The organism is Pseudomonas sp. zfem003 (assembly GCF_032621675.1).
GTDB lineage: Bacteria > Pseudomonadota > Gammaproteobacteria > Pseudomonadales > Pseudomonadaceae > Metapseudomonas > Metapseudomonas otitidis.
On sequence record NZ_JAVYJG010000011.1, the window covers coordinates 91986 to 106466 of the forward strand.

A 14481-nucleotide genomic window follows, 5' to 3' on the forward strand; every position below is an offset into this window, starting at 1 on the left:
TGGCAGGCGGTTGGCAACTGGTAGATTCCCGCCGATCTGCAGAACCGGCGAAGGAGACAGCGGATGTCGAGCGAAGACCTGAAACGCGTCGTGCGCCAGCACATCGACCTCACCTGGAACAAGGGCCGTCTGGCACTGGCCGAGCAGTTGCAAAGCAAGGACTTCCTCTACAAGAGCTCCTTCCTCGGGCAGACGCTGGACAGCGCCGGCTACGCCGGGATGGTGCAGGAGATCCGCGAGGCCATGCCCGACCTGGAAGTGGTGGTGGAGGAATGCATCGCCGAAGGCCACAAGGTGTTCACCTGGAGCACCCTGATCGGCAGCATCCAGAAGCCCGCCCTGGGCTACCCGCCCAGCGACCGGGTGCTGAGCATCTCGGCCATGGCGTTCTGGACCCTCAACAGCCTGGGGGAGGTGCAGGAGCTGTGCACCATGTTCGACATGGAAAGCTTCCGCGCCCAGCTGGGGTTGGCCAGCCGCGCGTACGCGGAAAAAGCGCTGCCCTGAGGCAATGGGAACCGCCGGCTCGACGAGCCGGCGGTATCGATGGAGCGGTCAGCCGCCCTTGGCCTGCTTGTAGAAGGGCATGACCTTCGGAATCGCCGCCTGCAGGGAAGCGATCCGCGAGCTGGACGAGGGGTGGGTGCTCATGAACTCCGGCGGAGCCCCTTCGCTGGCCTTGCTCATCTTCTGCCACAGGCTGATGGTCGCGTTGGGGTTGTAGCCGGCGCGGGCAGACAGCTCGAGGCCGATCAGGTCGGCCTCGTTCTCGTTGGCGCGGCTGTTGGGCAGCGTCATCAGGTATTTCACGCCGACGTTGGCCAGTTGCAGGTTTTCGTTGCTCACCCCCAGCAGCGAACCCAGCTGGGTCCCCATCTGTAAGGGATAGGCCTTGGACAAGGCTTCGCGACCGTGCTCGCGCAGGGCGTGGGCGATCTCGTGGCCCATCACCGCTGCCAGCTCGTCGTCGGTGAGTTTGAGCTGATCGATCAGCCCGCTGTAGACGATGATCTTGCCGCCCGGGCCGCAGTTGGCGTTCAGCTCGTCGCTGTCGATCACGTTGGCGTCCCAGGCCCATTGGGCCGCGTCGGGACGGAACACGGACACCTGTCCGATCAGCCGCTTGGCAATGGCCGAGACGCGCTTGGCGTTGGCGCTGCTCTTGTCCAGCACGCCGGCCTGGGAGGCCTCGTTCAGGGTCTCCTGATAGGACTGGGCGTACATCTGGTTCACCTGCTGCTCGGACAGCATGCTGAACATGTACTGCTTGCGCTCGACACCGACGGCGCCGCCGCTGGTGGTATTCACGGCCTGGCATCCTGCCAGAAGGACGGACAGCGCGAGGCTGCCGAGGAAAAGGGGCTTGGCCACTTGTCATTCTCCTGCTTGAACTGCGCGGTACTGTAAGGACCGGACCGATACCAGGCAACCAGGAAGCGGACTAGTGGCCAGGTGACTATCTTTTGTTGTGACAACGGGCTCATGCTCCCGCCCGGTCCGGCCGATAAACCCAGCGCTGGCTGAATAAAGACGCGAACGGAGTTCCCATGAAATTCAGATCGATCCAGTTTTCGGTAGCCATCCTGGCCGGCGCCAGCGTGCTCGCCGTGGTAGTCGCCCTGGTGCTCTACGCCCTCTTCGCCGGCGCCCGGACCCAGGAGCTGGTGCAGTCCCGGACCGAAACACTGCTGGAGCAGGCCATCGCCGAGCGCCTGCAGTCGCTGGCCGCCGCCCAGGTCTCGGACATCCAGCGCGAGTTGGCCGCGCCCATGAGCATCGCCGCCACCGTCGCCCAGACCAACGCCCTGCTGGGGCAGACCGCCGAGGACGGCAGCCCGGCGCTCAGTGCCTCCCGCAAGGAGCTGCTCAACCTGCTGCGCCACCTGCTGTCGAACAATCCCAAGCTGATCGACCTCTATGTCGGCTGGCAACCCAACGCCTTCGGCAACGACGCCGACAACATCGGCACCCCCGGTCACGACGAAGCAGGCCGCTTCATGCCCTGGTTCTACCGCGACGGCAACGCCCTCAAGGTCGAACCGCTGGGCGCCACCCTGGAAAGCGAGAAGCTCCTGCCCACCGGCGTGCGCGAGGGCCAGTACTACCTGTGCCCGCGCGAGACCCTCAAGCCCTGCGTGGTGGACCCGGCCCCCTACGAGTTCGCCGGCAAGATGGTGATGCTCTCCAGCTTCAACGCGCCGATCCTGGTCAACGGCCAGTTCAAGGGCGCAGTGGGTGCGGACCTGTCCCTGGACTTCATCCAGCAACTGCTGGTCGAGGCCAACAAGAAGCTCTACAACGGTGCCGGCGAGCTGGCCCTGCTGGCCAACAACAAGCGCCTGGTGGCCTACACCGCCAACGCCGCCAAGCTGGGCGAGCCGGCCGACCAGGTGCTGGGCAGCGTGATCGCCGACAACCTGCGCAACCTCAGCGGTGACCAGCCGGCCTACGAGATCGACCGCCAGAACGGCCGTATCTTCCTGCTGGTGCCGTTCAAGGTCGCCGGCACCGATTCGCGCTGGATGCTCAGCCTCAACCTGCCGCTGGAAACGGTGATGGCCGACCTGCAAAAGCTCGAAGGCGACCTCACTGCCCAGCGCGACAGCGACATCCTCGGCATGAGCCTGGTGGGCCTGCTGATCGCCGCCCTGGGCCTGGTGATCATCTGGTTCGTCGGCTACGGCATCGCCAGCCCGCTGCGGCAGATGGTGGCCATGCTCGACGACATCGCCAAGGGCGAGGGCGACCTCACCCGCCGCCTGCATTCCGACCGCGCCGACGAACTGGGCGCCATCGCCAACGGCTTCAACACCTTCCTCGCCAAGCTGCAGGCGATGATCAGCCAGGTGGTGACCTCGGTGCAGAAGGTCAGCGACTCCTCCGAGCACACCGCCGACATCGCCATCCGCACCAACCAGGGCGTGCAGAAGCAGCTGGCCGAGATCGAGCTGGTGGCCACCGCCGTCCACGAGATGACCGCCACCGCCCAGGACGTGGCGCGCAACGCCACCCTGGCCGCCGAGGCAGCCAACAACGCCGACCAGGCCGCCAACGACGGCAAGCGCATCGTCCAGAGCACCACCGGCGCCATCAGCGCCCTGGCCGAGGAGATCGCCCGCGCCGTGGGCGTGGTGCAGAACCTGGCCAAGGACAGCGAGAACATCAACGCCATCCTGGTGGCCATCCGCGGCATCGCCGAGCAGACCAACCTGCTGGCCCTCAACGCCGCCATCGAGGCCGCCCGCGCCGGCGAGCAGGGCCGCGGCTTCGCCGTGGTGGCCGACGAGGTGCGCAACCTGGCGCAGAAGACCCAGCAGGCCACCGAGGAAATCCAGACCATGATCCAGCAGCTCCAGCAGGGGACGCGCGACGTGGTGCGGGTCATGCAGGACAGCCAGACCAAGACCGACACCAGCGTGCAGTCCGCCAGCGAGGCGGCCCAGGCGCTGGAGTCCATCACCCAGGCGGTGTCGGTGATCAACGACATGAACACCCAGATCGCCAGCGCTGCCGAAGAGCAGAGCGCCGTGGCCGAGGACATCAACCGCAACGTCACCAACATCGGCCAGGTGGCCAACGAGGTGGCCGGCGGTGCCGACGAAGCCTCTGCCGCCAGCGCCGAGCTGACCAAGCTGGCCGAGCAGCAGCGCCGGCTGATCAACCAGTTCAAGGTCTGACCCACGTCACCTCCCCGGCCCACAGGGCCGGGGAGGTTTCCGGAAGATGAACGGCCCGGCACTTCGTCGGAAACGCCCCGCCCCCGCACCGCCCCTCCGTTAGACTCGCCGCCGTTTTCGTGGCCCGCCCCGGGCCCGCTGGTCGTAGTCGCAGGCTGTGCCTGCCGCGGAGTTGATGATGTCCCTGCAGGCACTCTGGTCCCTCTACCAGGCCCACCCGCACCAGGCGGTCAACGGCCTGGCCCTGTTCTTCGCCGTCATCGGCAGCTGGCTGCTCATGGCCACCCGGCTGCGCGAGCAACGCGCCTCGGCCCGCCTGGTGGTGGAGAGCGATCTGGAAGAACTGGAGCAGGACGCCCCAGTCGACGAACGCAGCCAGAAGATCAACCGCTTCTTCTACACCTTCGGCAGCTTCACCCTGGCCGTGGCCCTCGGCGTGTCCTGGGCCAGCACCCAGCTCTGACCGCGCAGCCCGCTGCAGAACGAAAAACGGCGACCCGAGGGTCGCCGTTTTGCTGTGGCCTGTTCGCCCTCAGAGCGGCAGGCCCGCCTGGGTACGGTACTGGTTGCGCACCGGGTTGGCGTACTGCAGCACCAGCCACGGGCGGTGCGCCTCGGGGCAGGCGTTCAGGCGGCGCTGCCACTCGGCCCGCGCACGGGCAATCTCCTCGGCCCCGAACAGGCTTTCCAGCGCCGGCACGGCCAGTGCCTCGTCGCGTCCTTCCCACATCGCGTAGGCCAGGTAGTGCACCGGGAACAGCCGGTAGCCGGTGAGGATGCGCCGGTCCATCTCCGCCGCCAGCTGCTTGGCATCCACCGCCTCGTCGACGATCTCGCCACCGAAGGCCACGTGCACCCGGCCCTTGTAGCCGGTGATGCCGAGGGCAATGCTCGCGTCATCCTCGCCCGGCGCCTTCTCGTAGCCGCCGGTGGTGGCGCGGATGTACAGCTCGCGGGCCTTCGCCTGGTCGCAGGGGTCGTATTCGTAGCTGATGGACACCGGGACGATGTGCAGGTCGCGGACCACGTCGGCGAACGCCTCGTCCTTGCGGCTCATGTGGAACATCTTGAGGATCGCCGAATCGGTGCGGTCATCCCCATCCTTGGCGCGGCCCTCCGCCTGGGCGATCCAGATCGACTGGCCGTCCTCGCGGATCGAATGGTTGATGTAGGCGGACAGCAACTGGTAGGCCGCCAGCTTCTCGCGGCGCCCGGCCAGGTTGCGGTGCACGATGAAGCTCTTGTTCAGGCGCATCAGGTCGCTGACGAAGGGCTTCTGCAGCAGGTTGTCGCCGATGGCGATGCGCGGCGTGGGGATGCCGGCGTGGTAGACCGCGTAGTTGACGAAGGCCGGGTCCATCACGATGTCGCGGTGGTTGGCGACGAACAGGTAGGCCCCGCCGGGCTTGAGCCGGTCCACCCCGGAGTAGGTGACGCCGTCGGTGGCACGCTCGATGGTGGTGTCCACGTAGGGCTCGATCTTGTCCTGCAGCGCATGCACGGACTCGATGCCCTGGAACTCACGGCGCAGCCGATGGGCTATAACAGGCCTCAGCAGCCAGCCCAGCGGACCCGCCAGCCGGGGGAAGCGGTAGCGGGTGAGCGTCCCGATGAAGGCCGGGTCGGCGAACAGGCGTGCCAGAACCGCGGGCACCTCGGCGTCGTCATAGGGTCGGATGGCTTCGAATTCGCCCATCGTGTTCTCTTGTTCTGCTGCGGCTGTGGATAAGGACGTGCCCCGCAATCCGGGGCCAGAAGTAGACCGGCGATTATACCTTCAAGTCACAGGGGAATATGGCGACATGCTGGAGACACAAGCGTACGACTGCCCATATTGCGGCGAAGCGGTGGACACCCTGCTCGACCTGTCCGGCGGCGACCAGCAGTACATCGAGGACTGCCCGGTGTGCTGCCGGCCGATCGTCTTCGACCTGCGCACCGACGGGCTCAACTGGAGCCTGGACGTGCGCAGGGAGGACGAGTGATGCAGCGCATCTACGAGCCCCGCGACCTGATCGAGGCCCAGCTGCTGCTGGGCATGCTCGCCAGCGAGGGCATCACCGCCCACCTGGCCGGTGCCCACCTGCTCGGCGGCGTTGGCGAACTGCCCGGTGCCGGGCTGCTGGGGCTGATGGTGGACGAGGCGGATGCCGAACAGGCACGGTGCCTGATCGCCACGTACAATGCCGCCTCGCCCGTGCCCGGGGACGAGCCGGAAGGCTGCCCCGGCACCCTGTTGTGCTGAACCGAGAAGCCCATGTCCGGACGTTTCGCCCTGTTCCGCTGGTCCCCCGACTTCGCCGCCCTGCCCGGCTTCCCCGCCGACCAGCGCCCGCACTGGAACCTCGCGCCGAACATGCAGGTGCTGATGCTGCGCCAGCAGGACGGCATCCAGCGGCTGGATCTGGCCCGCTGGGGCCTGACCCCGGCCTGGCTGACCGACCTGTCGCGCACCCCCGCCCACGCCCGGGCCGAGACGGTGGCCGAACAGCCGATGTTCCGCGACGCCCTGCGCCGCCGCCGCTGCCTGGTACCGGCCAACGGCTTCTATGAATGGCGCGGGGTGCGCAAGCGGCCCTACTGGGTCAGCGGCGAGACCTCCCTGCTGCATTTCGCCGCACTCTGGGAGCCTTTCCCGGTCGGCGACACCGAGTACCTCAGCCTGGCCCTGATCACCCGCCCGGCCGCGGACCTGCGCCGCCCCCTGGTGCTGGACGCCGACGGCCAGCGCGCCTGGCTGGACGCCGACACCCCACAGGAAAGAATCCACGCCCTGCTCGACGGCCCTACCCCGCCCCTGCGCGAACGCGCCCTGGCCACCCTGGTCAACGACCCGAAGCTGGATGGACCCGAGTGCCTGACCCCGGCCTAGGGCGAATCGCAGGCACAAAAAACCCGGCTCAAGGCCGGGTTTTTCGTCATCGACTGGCTTACTGCAGCAGCAGTTGGCCGATGGTCGGGTCCTTGAAGGCGCGGGTCAGCGCATCGCTCAGGACATTGCTCACCAGCTTGGTGTTGGTCTCCTGGTTCGGCGCGGTGCCGAAGCGCTGGTTCAGCGAAGCACCGTAGCGGCCGCTATAGCGGCGGGTGGCGTTCTGCACGTCGACGCGGAAGGTGGCGCTGATGTCCGCCTCGGTCACGTACATGCCTTCCTTCGGCGACTGGTACTTCAGCTCGGCCAGGGTCAGGGTCAGCTGGGGAGCGTTGTAGGCGTTGGGCGACGGGGTGAAGCCCAGCAGACGCACGGCGGCCTCGGCTTCGGCCTGCAGGCGCGGCAGGATGTCCTGGCCCTGCACGGTCACGTTGCTGGTGTCGGCGTACAGGCCGCCACGGGTGCCCAGCACCGGGGAAGGACGACCATCGGCGACCCGCACCACCACCGGCTGGCCCTGGCCGACCGGAGTCAGCGGGCCGGTGAGCTTGGGTTGCGGGCTGAGTTGTTGCGGGCTGAGGGCACAGCCGACCAGGGTCAGGCTGAGGGCGGCCAGCAGGCCGAGCAACGCGCGGTTCAGCATGCTTGATTCTCCAGGTTCGGAAACGAAAGGCCGGCAGTATAAGCGAGCCGGCGGGCCCGCCGACAGAGCACACGCCGATGGCGTTCTGACAGCGCCCGGGGCCGCTCGGTTCCTGTCATGACCCTGTCACGCCCTGATGGGATAACGGTGCCGAACCCAAGGAGAGCCCGACGATGATGTCCCTCTGGTCCCTGCTGGCCCCCCGTGCCCAACCCCGCCACTTCGCCCTACTGGACGAGGCCGGTATCTGCCGCGGCCTGCACCAGGCCACCCAGGCCCCGGCACGCGGTCACTGGGTCGAGGTGGACGAGCCCTCCCCGTCCTGGATCGGCCAGCCCCTGCCGGTGCGTGCACGCCTCTCCCAGGCCACTCGGGACGCCCGCAGGCCCCGCGCGTTGGCGGCCTGACCGATGGATGAATAAAAGTCACGGGAAACGCTCAACACGCCCGCTTTCTCCGCTACAATCGCCCCCCGATTATAAGGTCGACTCCTGATCGGGCCCCGCAACACCCGCCGCGCCTCGCGCCGGCACTTCACACAGCCCCACAGAGAGCCGCCCACTATTCGCGCTGCCAACTACTGGCCTGCTGCTGTTTCCGCCCGATATGCAAACGCTTTTGCATGGACGTAGCGTGTCATCGCGCGATGGAAGCGGCCTGCCTCCAGGCAGGCGATTCTTTTGAGGTTCACGTCTCCAAAAGAGCGTGAGATGACGGTTTTTCACTACTTCACGAGAGAGTGGCGAGCAATGGCGCAAAACGAGAACGAAGCAGTGGACGTGTTGCTGGTCGGGGCCGGCATCATGAGCGCCACCCTGGCGACACTGCTGAAGGAACTCGATCCGGGCATCAAGCTGGAAATCGCGGAACTCCGCGAATCCGGTGCCGTGGAGAGCTCCAACCCGTGGAACAACGCCGGTACCGGCCATGCCGGGCTGTGCGAACTGAACTACACCCCCCAGGCAGCCGACGGCTCCATCGACATCAAGAAAGCGGTGCTCATCAACACCCAGTTCGAAGTGTCCAAGCAGTTCTGGGCCTACATGAGCGGGAAGCCGGCCTTCGGCAGCGCCCGTGACTTCATCAACCCGGTTCCGCACCTGTCCTTCGTGCGCGGCAAGGACATCCCGTTCCTGCGCAAGCGCTTCGAGGTGATCAGCCAGCACCACGCCTTCTCGCACATGGAGTATTCCGAAGAGCGCGAGACCCTGGCCAAGTGGATGCCGCTGATGATGCAGGCCCGCCCGGCCGACGAAGCCGTGGCCGCGACCCGTGCCGAAAACGGCACCGACGTGAACTTCGGCGCCCTGACCAACAAGCTGCTGGCCTACCTGACCACCCTCCCGGGTACTGCGGTCAGCTACTTCCAGAAGGTCACCGGCCTGAAGCGCACCGACAGCGGCTGGTCGGTCAGCATCCGCAACACCCAGAACGGCAGCACCCGTGAGGTGTCCGCACGCTTCGTCTTCCTCGGCGCCGGTGGCGGCGCCCTGCCGCTCCTGCAGATGTCCGGCATTCCGGAAGGCAAGGGCTTCGGCGGCTTCCCGGTCAGCGGCCAGTGGCTGCGCTGCGACAACCCCGAGGTGGTCAAGCGCCACCAGGCCAAGGTCTACAGCCAGGCCGAAGTGGGTGCCCCGCCGATGTCCGTGCCGCACCTGGACACCCGCGTGGTGGATGGCAAGAAATCCCTGCTGTTCGGGCCCTACGCCGGCTTCACCACCAAGTTCCTCAAGCATGGATCCTTCCTCGACCTGCCGCTCTCGGTACGTCCCGGCAACCTCGGCCCGATGCTGGCCGTGGCCCGCGACAACATGGACCTGACCCGCTACCTGATCAAGGAAGTGATGCAGTCCCAGGAGCAGCGCCTGGACGCCCTGCGCAAGTTCTACCCGGACCTGGATCCGGCGGACTGGCGCCTGGAGATCGCCGGCCAGCGCGTGCAGATCATCAAGAAGGACGCCAAGAAAGGCGGCATCCTGCAGTTCGGCACCGAGCTGGTCTCGGCCGAGGACGGCAGCATCGCCGCCCTGCTGGGCGCTTCCCCGGGGGCTTCGGTCACTGTGTCGATCATGCTCAACCTGATCGAACGCTGCTTCGGCGAACAGGCCCGCTCTGCCGAGTGGAGCAGCAAGCTGAAGGAGATCTTCCCGGCCCGTGAAAAGGCGCTGCAGGACGACGCCGAACTGTACCGGCAGATCAGCCGCCAGTCCGACGCCCGCCTCGGCCTGATCGACGCCCAGGCACCGGAAGCCACCGCCTCCGCCGGCTGAGCCGGGTGCCAATGAAAAAACCGCCCTTTATGGGCGGTTTTTTCATTGCGTCTCTGCCGGATTTTTCCCCTCAAGAAGGGCACGTACCCGAAGCGTACTCAAGACCAGTACGTGGCTCAGATGGTGGGGCGGCTAAACCTGCCCCTTCAGGAGGCCGAGCGGAGTCGTCGTGGAAGGGGCTGAGCGACATGGATGTCGCGAGAGCGCTGCCGGGCCAGGGATGGCCCGTCAGCGCGTGCCCCTGGAACGACGATGAAACGAGGGAAGTCCCGCGCAGCGGGACCCGTATGCAGGGGCGAGCCCTTTTGGTTACTTTTCTGGCGATTGAGAAAAGTGACTCGCCCGGCAAGGCGAAACAGGTGACATCACCAAAGCTCGCTAACCGACTTAGCCCCAAGCGCACCACACCAAAAACCGCCTTCCACCTCACCATGCCAACGCACTTTCCTCACTCTTCCAGAACAGCCACCGCCGCCGCTCCCGGTGATTGCCGGTGCCGATCTGCCACGCCGGGCGTCCGGCTTCCAGGTCGATGATCGACACCACCCCCGCGTAGCTGGCCGCCACCAGGGTGCGGCCGTCGGCGGACAGGTCCATGGCGCTCAGGGTCGAGCCCAGGTAGTGCTGCCACACCGCATTGCCCGACGCATCCACGCAGCGCAGGTAGCCATAGGCATCGCCGAGGACAAAGCGGCCGCCCATGGACACCCCGGCATACACCCGCGCGCCTGGTTCGATCAGGGTCACGCCCTCGACGTCCTCGTAGTAGTCGGAATCCAGGCCCGGCGCGCGCGCCAGGTCCACGGCGATGGTGCCGCCGTTGTAGAAGTGGCAGGCATTGAAGGCCACGCTGCGGCCATCGCCGCTGAACAGCGCGAAATGCGGGTACTCGCCGTGGGGGCCGATCTGGGCGACGGGGTTCAGCTCGCCGTCGAACAGCTGGTGCCGCCCGTCCTGCGCGCCGAAGGCGATCCAGCGGCCATCCGCCGACACCGCGCCGTGCTCCATGGACAGGCCGGTGCCCTGGGGCTCGTCCGGCTCGGCGGACTCCAGCAGCATGGCGTTGTCCGGGTACAGCCGCCGAGCACCGTCGGCCGCCAGCACGAAGATGCCGTCGGCACTGACCAGCAACACGCGCCGGCCATCCGGGAACGGCTGCAGGCGCGTCGGCCGGGGGAAGCCCTCGATGGGCTGCAGCGCCACGCCCTCCGGGGCGTCCTCGGTGCCACGGGGCCAGGCGCAGCGCAGCACCTCGGCCCCCTCCCAGCCCTCACGCACCACCACGCCGGCGGCATCGGCGGTGGCGTAGAACCGGCGGTTCGGGCAGGCACCGAAGTACTCCAGCCCCGGCAACTCCTCCACCCGGTCGGCATGGATGCGCACCACCCGGCCGGCTTCCCAGGTGGCGCCGATGCGGGCGAGCACCGAACCGTCGTCCAGCAGCGCCAACTGGGCGATGCACTGGCCTTCCTCGTTGACGTGCCCGAACAGCGGCTCGTGGGCCGGCGGCCAGGCGTCGCGCAGTGCCTCCACCTGCCCATTGCGGTTGGCGTCGCGCAACGCTTCCAGCAGGTGCGGCACCAGCACCTCGCGCCCCTCGGCGCTGGGCTCCTTGCCGGCGTTGTCCCAGCCGTCGCGCAGGCCACGCTCCACATAGGCGTTGATCGCCTGGGCGTAGGCGAGGGTCTGTTGCTGCCACTGGCGCTGGGCGTCGTCCCTGGTCATGGTTCACTCCATTCGGTTCGGGGGTTCGTGTGCTGGGTCACGGTTTTTCCGCGGCCCATATATGCAGAAACCCGCACGAGGGCGGGTTTCCGGTGGACAGGTCGTAGCGCGTCAGCCACGGGCCGCCTGGACGGCTTCGATGTAGGGCTCGGCCTGGCGCTGGTCGCGGATCAGCGCGATGAAGTCCTGGCCCTGGGCGTCGCGGGCATCGAGGTCCAGGCCCGCTTCGCGGAAGAAGCCGAGGAAGCGCTCGAAGTCGTCGATGCGCAGGCCACGGTAGGCCTTGACCAGCTTGTGCAGGGAGGACGGGGTGCCGTCGGCGGGCTCGAAGTCGAGGAACAGCTTGATCGCGTCGTCGCTCATCTCTTCGCCAATCACCTGCTTCTTGTCTTTGCGCATCGTTCGCTCTCTCTGGCCGCACGTTGGGGGCCGGCAGTGTACCCCCGGGCCGGGCCGGGGCTCAACGCACCCGCACCGGCCCCAGGTGCAGGTCGGCCCACACGTGGCCGTTGGGGTAGCTGAGGAACTGGCAGTAGATCGGCCCGCCGTTGCGCAGCAGGTCGAGCACCAGGCGGTACTGGGACAGCGGGTAGTTCAACGTGAGGGTGCGCGACTCGGCGTCGTAGGCGGCCTTCTTCAGGCTCTTGCCGTCCGCCTCGAAGTGGATCAGCACCGTGCTCAGGTCACCGGGCTTGGCCGCCTTGCTCACCGGTTTGGCGCGCAGCTTGACCAGGGTCGGCGTGGTGATCGGGATCGGCTGCTGGCTGGACTGGCGCTGGTTGCCGAGGGTGACGCTGAAGTCCACCACCTGCAGCAACACCTGCTGGTCCGGCTGTTCGCTGCGCAGGCCGGCATCGTCGGGCGGCAGGAAGGCGGCGTGGGGCGGGGCGGCGGGAGCGGTCGGAGCCGGCGCGGCGGCCAGCGGCAGGCTGGTCAGCAGCAGCAGGGCACAGGCAAAGCGGGTACGGCGAGACATCGGCAACTCCCGGCTGGGTCAAGCGGGGCACTCTAGGGGCTGTCGCTTCCCTGACGCAAGCCGTCCGATCAACACCGCTCAGTGCTGACCGCCCTATAATCCGGCCTTCAGCCAAGGAGCCGCCATGACGCCCAACGTGCCGCTGTTCGCCGCCCTGCGCCAGACCCTGCGTGCGGGCTATTCGTGGGAGCGCCTGCGTGGCGACCTCGGCGCCGGGGTCACCGTCGGCATCATCGCCATCCCCCTGGCCATGGCGCTGGCCATCGCCGTGGGCGTGGCGCCGCAACACGGGCTCTACACCGTGCTGGTGGCGGCGCCGCTGATCGCCCTCACCGGCGGCTCGCGCTTCAACATCTCCGGCCCCACCGCCGCCTTCGTGGTGATCCTGCTGCCGATCACCCAGCAGCACGGTCTCGGCGGCCTGCTGCTGTGCACGCTGATGGCCGGGTTGATCCTCCTGGCCATGGGCCTGGGCCGACTCGGGCGGCTGATCCAGTTCATCCCCTATCCGGTGATCCTCGGCTTCACCGCCGGCATCGGCATCGTCATCGCCACCCTGCAGGTGAAGGACCTGTTCGGCCTGAGCCTGCCGCACACGCCACAGCACTACCTGGAGCAGGTGGAGCTGCTGGCCCTGGCACTGCCCGACGCGCACCTGGGCGACACCCTGGTGGCAATGGTGTGCCTGGCGGTGCTGCTGGTCTGGCCGCGCTTCGTGCCCAAGGTACCGGGGCACCTGGTGGCCCTGGCGGTGGGCGCCCTGCTGGGCCTGCTGCTGGAGGCCGTCGGCCTGCCGGTGGCGACCCTGGGCGAGCGCTTCAGCTACACCCTGGACGGCGTGAGCCACCCCGGCATCCCGCCCTTCCTGCCGGACTTCGCCTGGCCGTGGAACCTGCCCGGTGCCGATGGCCAGCCGCTGCGGCTGTCCTTCGAGCTGATCCGCCAGCTGCTCGCGCCGGCCTTCGCCATCGCCATGCTCGGCGCCATCGAGTCCCTGCTCTGCGCCGTGGTGGCCGACGGCATGGCCGGCACTCGCCACGACCCCAACGCCGAACTGGTCGGCCAGGGCCTGGGCAACCTGGTGGCGCCGCTGTTCGGTGGCATCACCGCCACCGCCGCCATCGCCCGCACGGCGGCCAACGTCCGCGCTGGGGCCTTCTCGCCCCTGGCGGCCATCATCCACGCCGGGGTGGTGCTGACCGCCATGCTGCTGCTCGCCCCGCTGTTCAGCTACCTGCCGATGGCGGCCCTGGCCGCGCTGCTGGTGATGGTGGCGTGGAACATGAGCGAGGCACGCCATGTGCTGCACACCCTGCGCATCGCCCCACGCAACGACGTGTTGGTGCTACTGGTGTGCCTGGTGCTGACGGTGCTGTTCGACATGGTGCTGGCGGTGGGCGTCGGCCTGCTGCTGGCGGCGGGCCTGTTCATCAAGCGCATGAGCGAGCTGACCGACACCCAGCCCATGCCCGGCCATGCCCAGCGCGCGCTGGGGGAACTGCCGGCCAGCGTGGTGCCCTACGTGATCAGCGGACCGCTGTTCTTCGGTGCGGCCGACAAGGCACTGAGCGTGCTGCGCATGCTCAACCCGCAGGTGCGTGTGGTGGTGGTGGAGATCAGCGCCGTACCGCTGCTGGACATGACGGCCCTGGCGGCCCTCGAAAGCCTGCTGGAGGACTACCGCCGGCAGGGCATCGGCCTGGTGCTGGTGGGCACCACGCCGCGCGTGCGCCTCAAGCTGCGCCGCGCCGGCATCCGCCGCGAGGAGGGCCGCCTGGCCTATGTGCAGACCCTGGAACAGGCGCGGGCCAAGGCGCTGCGCTGGGTGGGTGAGCCGGCGGGGTGAGTCAGGGGAACTGCGCGCGCATCCAGGCCAGGTAGTCCGCGACACCCGGCTCCCCTTCCCGGGGCGCCCAGGGGGCGAACTCGCCCTCCGCCAGTGCGCGGTAGGGGCCTGCCTTGCATTCGAACAGCAGGCTGTCCGGCTCCAGCACCACCAGGGCGTGGAACTGCCCGGGCGGCAGGTCGACGCCAACGCATTCACCGCCGGCTTCCAGCAGGCGGGTCTCCTGCAGCGCGCCGTCGTCCGTGAACAGCATCAGCCCCAGGCGGCCGCGCAGCACCAGCAAGGTCTCGGCCTTGTCGGCACAGAGGTGGCGATGGGGGGCGATGTAGGTGCCGGGCTGGAGGCCCACCGCCAGGCGGTGGCAGGGCTCCTCCATGGCGTGCAGGTTGTGGTGCTGGCGCAGGCGCGGGCTGGCCGCGGCGCCTGCGGCCAGGCCATCGAACAGCGCCTGGTCGAGGAAGCGTGCAGCCAC

The 14481-nt window shown here is 68.0% G+C and carries 16 protein-coding genes and 1 pseudogene; 10 read left to right on the forward strand and 7 right to left on the reverse strand.

The window, feature by feature from the left end; genetic code table 11:
• The first annotated feature begins 63 nt into the window (after positions 1 to 63).
• Positions 64 to 507: a ketosteroid isomerase-related protein gene (locus tag RTK35_RS24930; RefSeq protein ID WP_316909252.1), complete on the forward strand. Its 444-nt coding sequence runs from the start codon at positions 64 to 66 to the stop codon at positions 505 to 507.
• 48 nt (positions 508 to 555) lie between these two features.
• Here RTK35_RS24930 and RTK35_RS24935 read toward each other — a convergent pair whose 3' ends face one another.
• Positions 556 to 1371 carry a M48 family metallopeptidase gene (locus RTK35_RS24935; protein ID WP_316909253.1) on the reverse strand — a complete coding sequence of 272 codons (816 nt, stop codon included), beginning with the start codon at positions 1369 to 1371 and terminating at the stop codon, positions 556 to 558.
• 1247 nt (positions 1372 to 2618) lie between these two features.
• Here RTK35_RS24935 and RTK35_RS30685 point away from each other — a divergent pair.
• From RTK35_RS30685 to RTK35_RS24945, 3 genes and pseudogenes are all read left to right on the forward strand, one after another.
• Positions 2619 to 2822 (forward strand): annotated as a pseudogene (locus RTK35_RS30685) (HAMP domain-containing protein); the annotation flags it as partial.
• Between the two features lie 12 nt (positions 2823 to 2834).
• Positions 2835 to 3677: a methyl-accepting chemotaxis protein gene (locus RTK35_RS30690; RefSeq protein ID WP_371320969.1), complete on the forward strand. Its 843-nt coding sequence runs from the start codon at positions 2835 to 2837 to the stop codon at positions 3675 to 3677.
• A gap of 178 nt (positions 3678 to 3855) precedes the next feature.
• Positions 3856 to 4140, forward strand: a complete 285-nt coding sequence (locus RTK35_RS24945) for a hypothetical protein (protein WP_172434636.1) — start codon at positions 3856 to 3858, stop codon at positions 4138 to 4140.
• Positions 4141 to 4209: 69 nt separating this feature from the next.
• Here RTK35_RS24945 and RTK35_RS24950 read toward each other — a convergent pair whose 3' ends face one another.
• Entirely contained in the window at positions 4210 to 5373 is a 1164-nt protein-coding gene (locus tag RTK35_RS24950) for a 1-acyl-sn-glycerol-3-phosphate acyltransferase (protein WP_044407403.1), read from the reverse strand.
• Positions 5374 to 5479: 106 nt separating this feature from the next.
• Between RTK35_RS24950 and RTK35_RS24955 the strand changes: the two genes are divergently transcribed.
• Genes RTK35_RS24955 through RTK35_RS24965 form a run of 3 tightly spaced genes read left to right on the forward strand, consistent with a single transcriptional unit; the run spans position 5480 to position 6549 of the window.
• Positions 5480 to 5662 carry a CPXCG motif-containing cysteine-rich protein gene (locus tag RTK35_RS24955; RefSeq protein WP_316909255.1) on the forward strand — a complete coding sequence of 61 codons (183 nt, stop codon included), beginning with the start codon at positions 5480 to 5482 and terminating at the stop codon, positions 5660 to 5662.
• The gene (locus tag RTK35_RS24960; protein ID WP_044407409.1) at positions 5662 to 5922 is read left to right on the forward strand and encodes a DUF2007 domain-containing protein; all 261 of its coding nucleotides are present in this window, start codon (positions 5662 to 5664) and stop codon (positions 5920 to 5922) included. Before RTK35_RS24955 ends, RTK35_RS24960 begins: the two co-directional genes overlap by 1 nt.
• 12 nt (positions 5923 to 5934) lie before the next feature.
• Entirely contained in the window at positions 5935 to 6549 is a 615-nt protein-coding gene (locus RTK35_RS24965) for an SOS response-associated peptidase (RefSeq protein WP_253124482.1), read from the forward strand.
• Between the two features lie 58 nt (positions 6550 to 6607).
• Here the strand turns inward: RTK35_RS24965 and RTK35_RS24970 are convergent, their stop codons facing one another.
• Entirely contained in the window at positions 6608 to 7192 is a 585-nt protein-coding gene (locus tag RTK35_RS24970) for a YajG family lipoprotein (protein WP_044407415.1), read from the reverse strand.
• Between the two features lie 176 nt (positions 7193 to 7368).
• Here RTK35_RS24970 and RTK35_RS24975 point away from each other — a divergent pair, with 176 nt between their 5' ends.
• Both RTK35_RS24975 and mqo read left to right on the forward strand, forming a co-directional pair.
• The gene (locus RTK35_RS24975) at positions 7369 to 7599 is read left to right on the forward strand and encodes a hypothetical protein (protein ID WP_236211516.1); all 231 of its coding nucleotides are present in this window, start codon (positions 7369 to 7371) and stop codon (positions 7597 to 7599) included.
• Between the two features lie 342 nt (positions 7600 to 7941).
• A complete protein-coding gene (gene mqo, locus RTK35_RS24980) occupies positions 7942 to 9462 on the forward strand; it encodes a malate dehydrogenase (quinone) (protein WP_044407421.1) in 1521 nt (506 codons plus the stop codon).
• A 426-nt stretch (positions 9463 to 9888) separates the two neighbouring features.
• On the opposite strand, the gene RTK35_RS24985 is transcribed toward mqo, so the two are convergent.
• The 3 genes from RTK35_RS24985 to RTK35_RS24995 all read right to left on the reverse strand — a co-directional run bounded on the left by RTK35_RS24985 (position 9889) and on the right by RTK35_RS24995 (position 12163).
• Complete coding sequence (locus RTK35_RS24985) at positions 9889 to 11187, reverse strand: hypothetical protein (protein ID WP_316909256.1); 1299 nt, start codon at positions 11185 to 11187, stop codon at positions 9889 to 9891.
• Between the two features lie 111 nt (positions 11188 to 11298).
• Complete coding sequence (locus RTK35_RS24990) at positions 11299 to 11586, reverse strand: PA4642 family protein (RefSeq protein WP_074973473.1); 288 nt, start codon at positions 11584 to 11586, stop codon at positions 11299 to 11301.
• 61 nt (positions 11587 to 11647) lie between these two features.
• On the reverse strand, positions 11648 to 12163 hold the full coding sequence (locus RTK35_RS24995; RefSeq protein WP_316909257.1) for a hypothetical protein: 516 nt from the start codon (positions 12161 to 12163) through the stop codon (positions 11648 to 11650).
• A gap of 124 nt (positions 12164 to 12287) precedes the next feature.
• On the opposite strand from RTK35_RS24995, the gene dauA reads away from it, so the two are divergent.
• Entirely contained in the window at positions 12288 to 14009 is a 1722-nt protein-coding gene (gene dauA / locus RTK35_RS25000; protein WP_316909258.1) for a C4-dicarboxylic acid transporter DauA, read from the forward strand.
• A 1-nt stretch (position 14010) separates the two neighbouring features.
• Here dauA and RTK35_RS25005 read toward each other — a convergent pair whose 3' ends face one another.
• Positions 14011 to 14481: a WbuC family cupin fold metalloprotein gene (locus RTK35_RS25005; RefSeq protein ID WP_160482022.1), complete on the reverse strand. Its 471-nt coding sequence runs from the start codon at positions 14479 to 14481 to the stop codon at positions 14011 to 14013.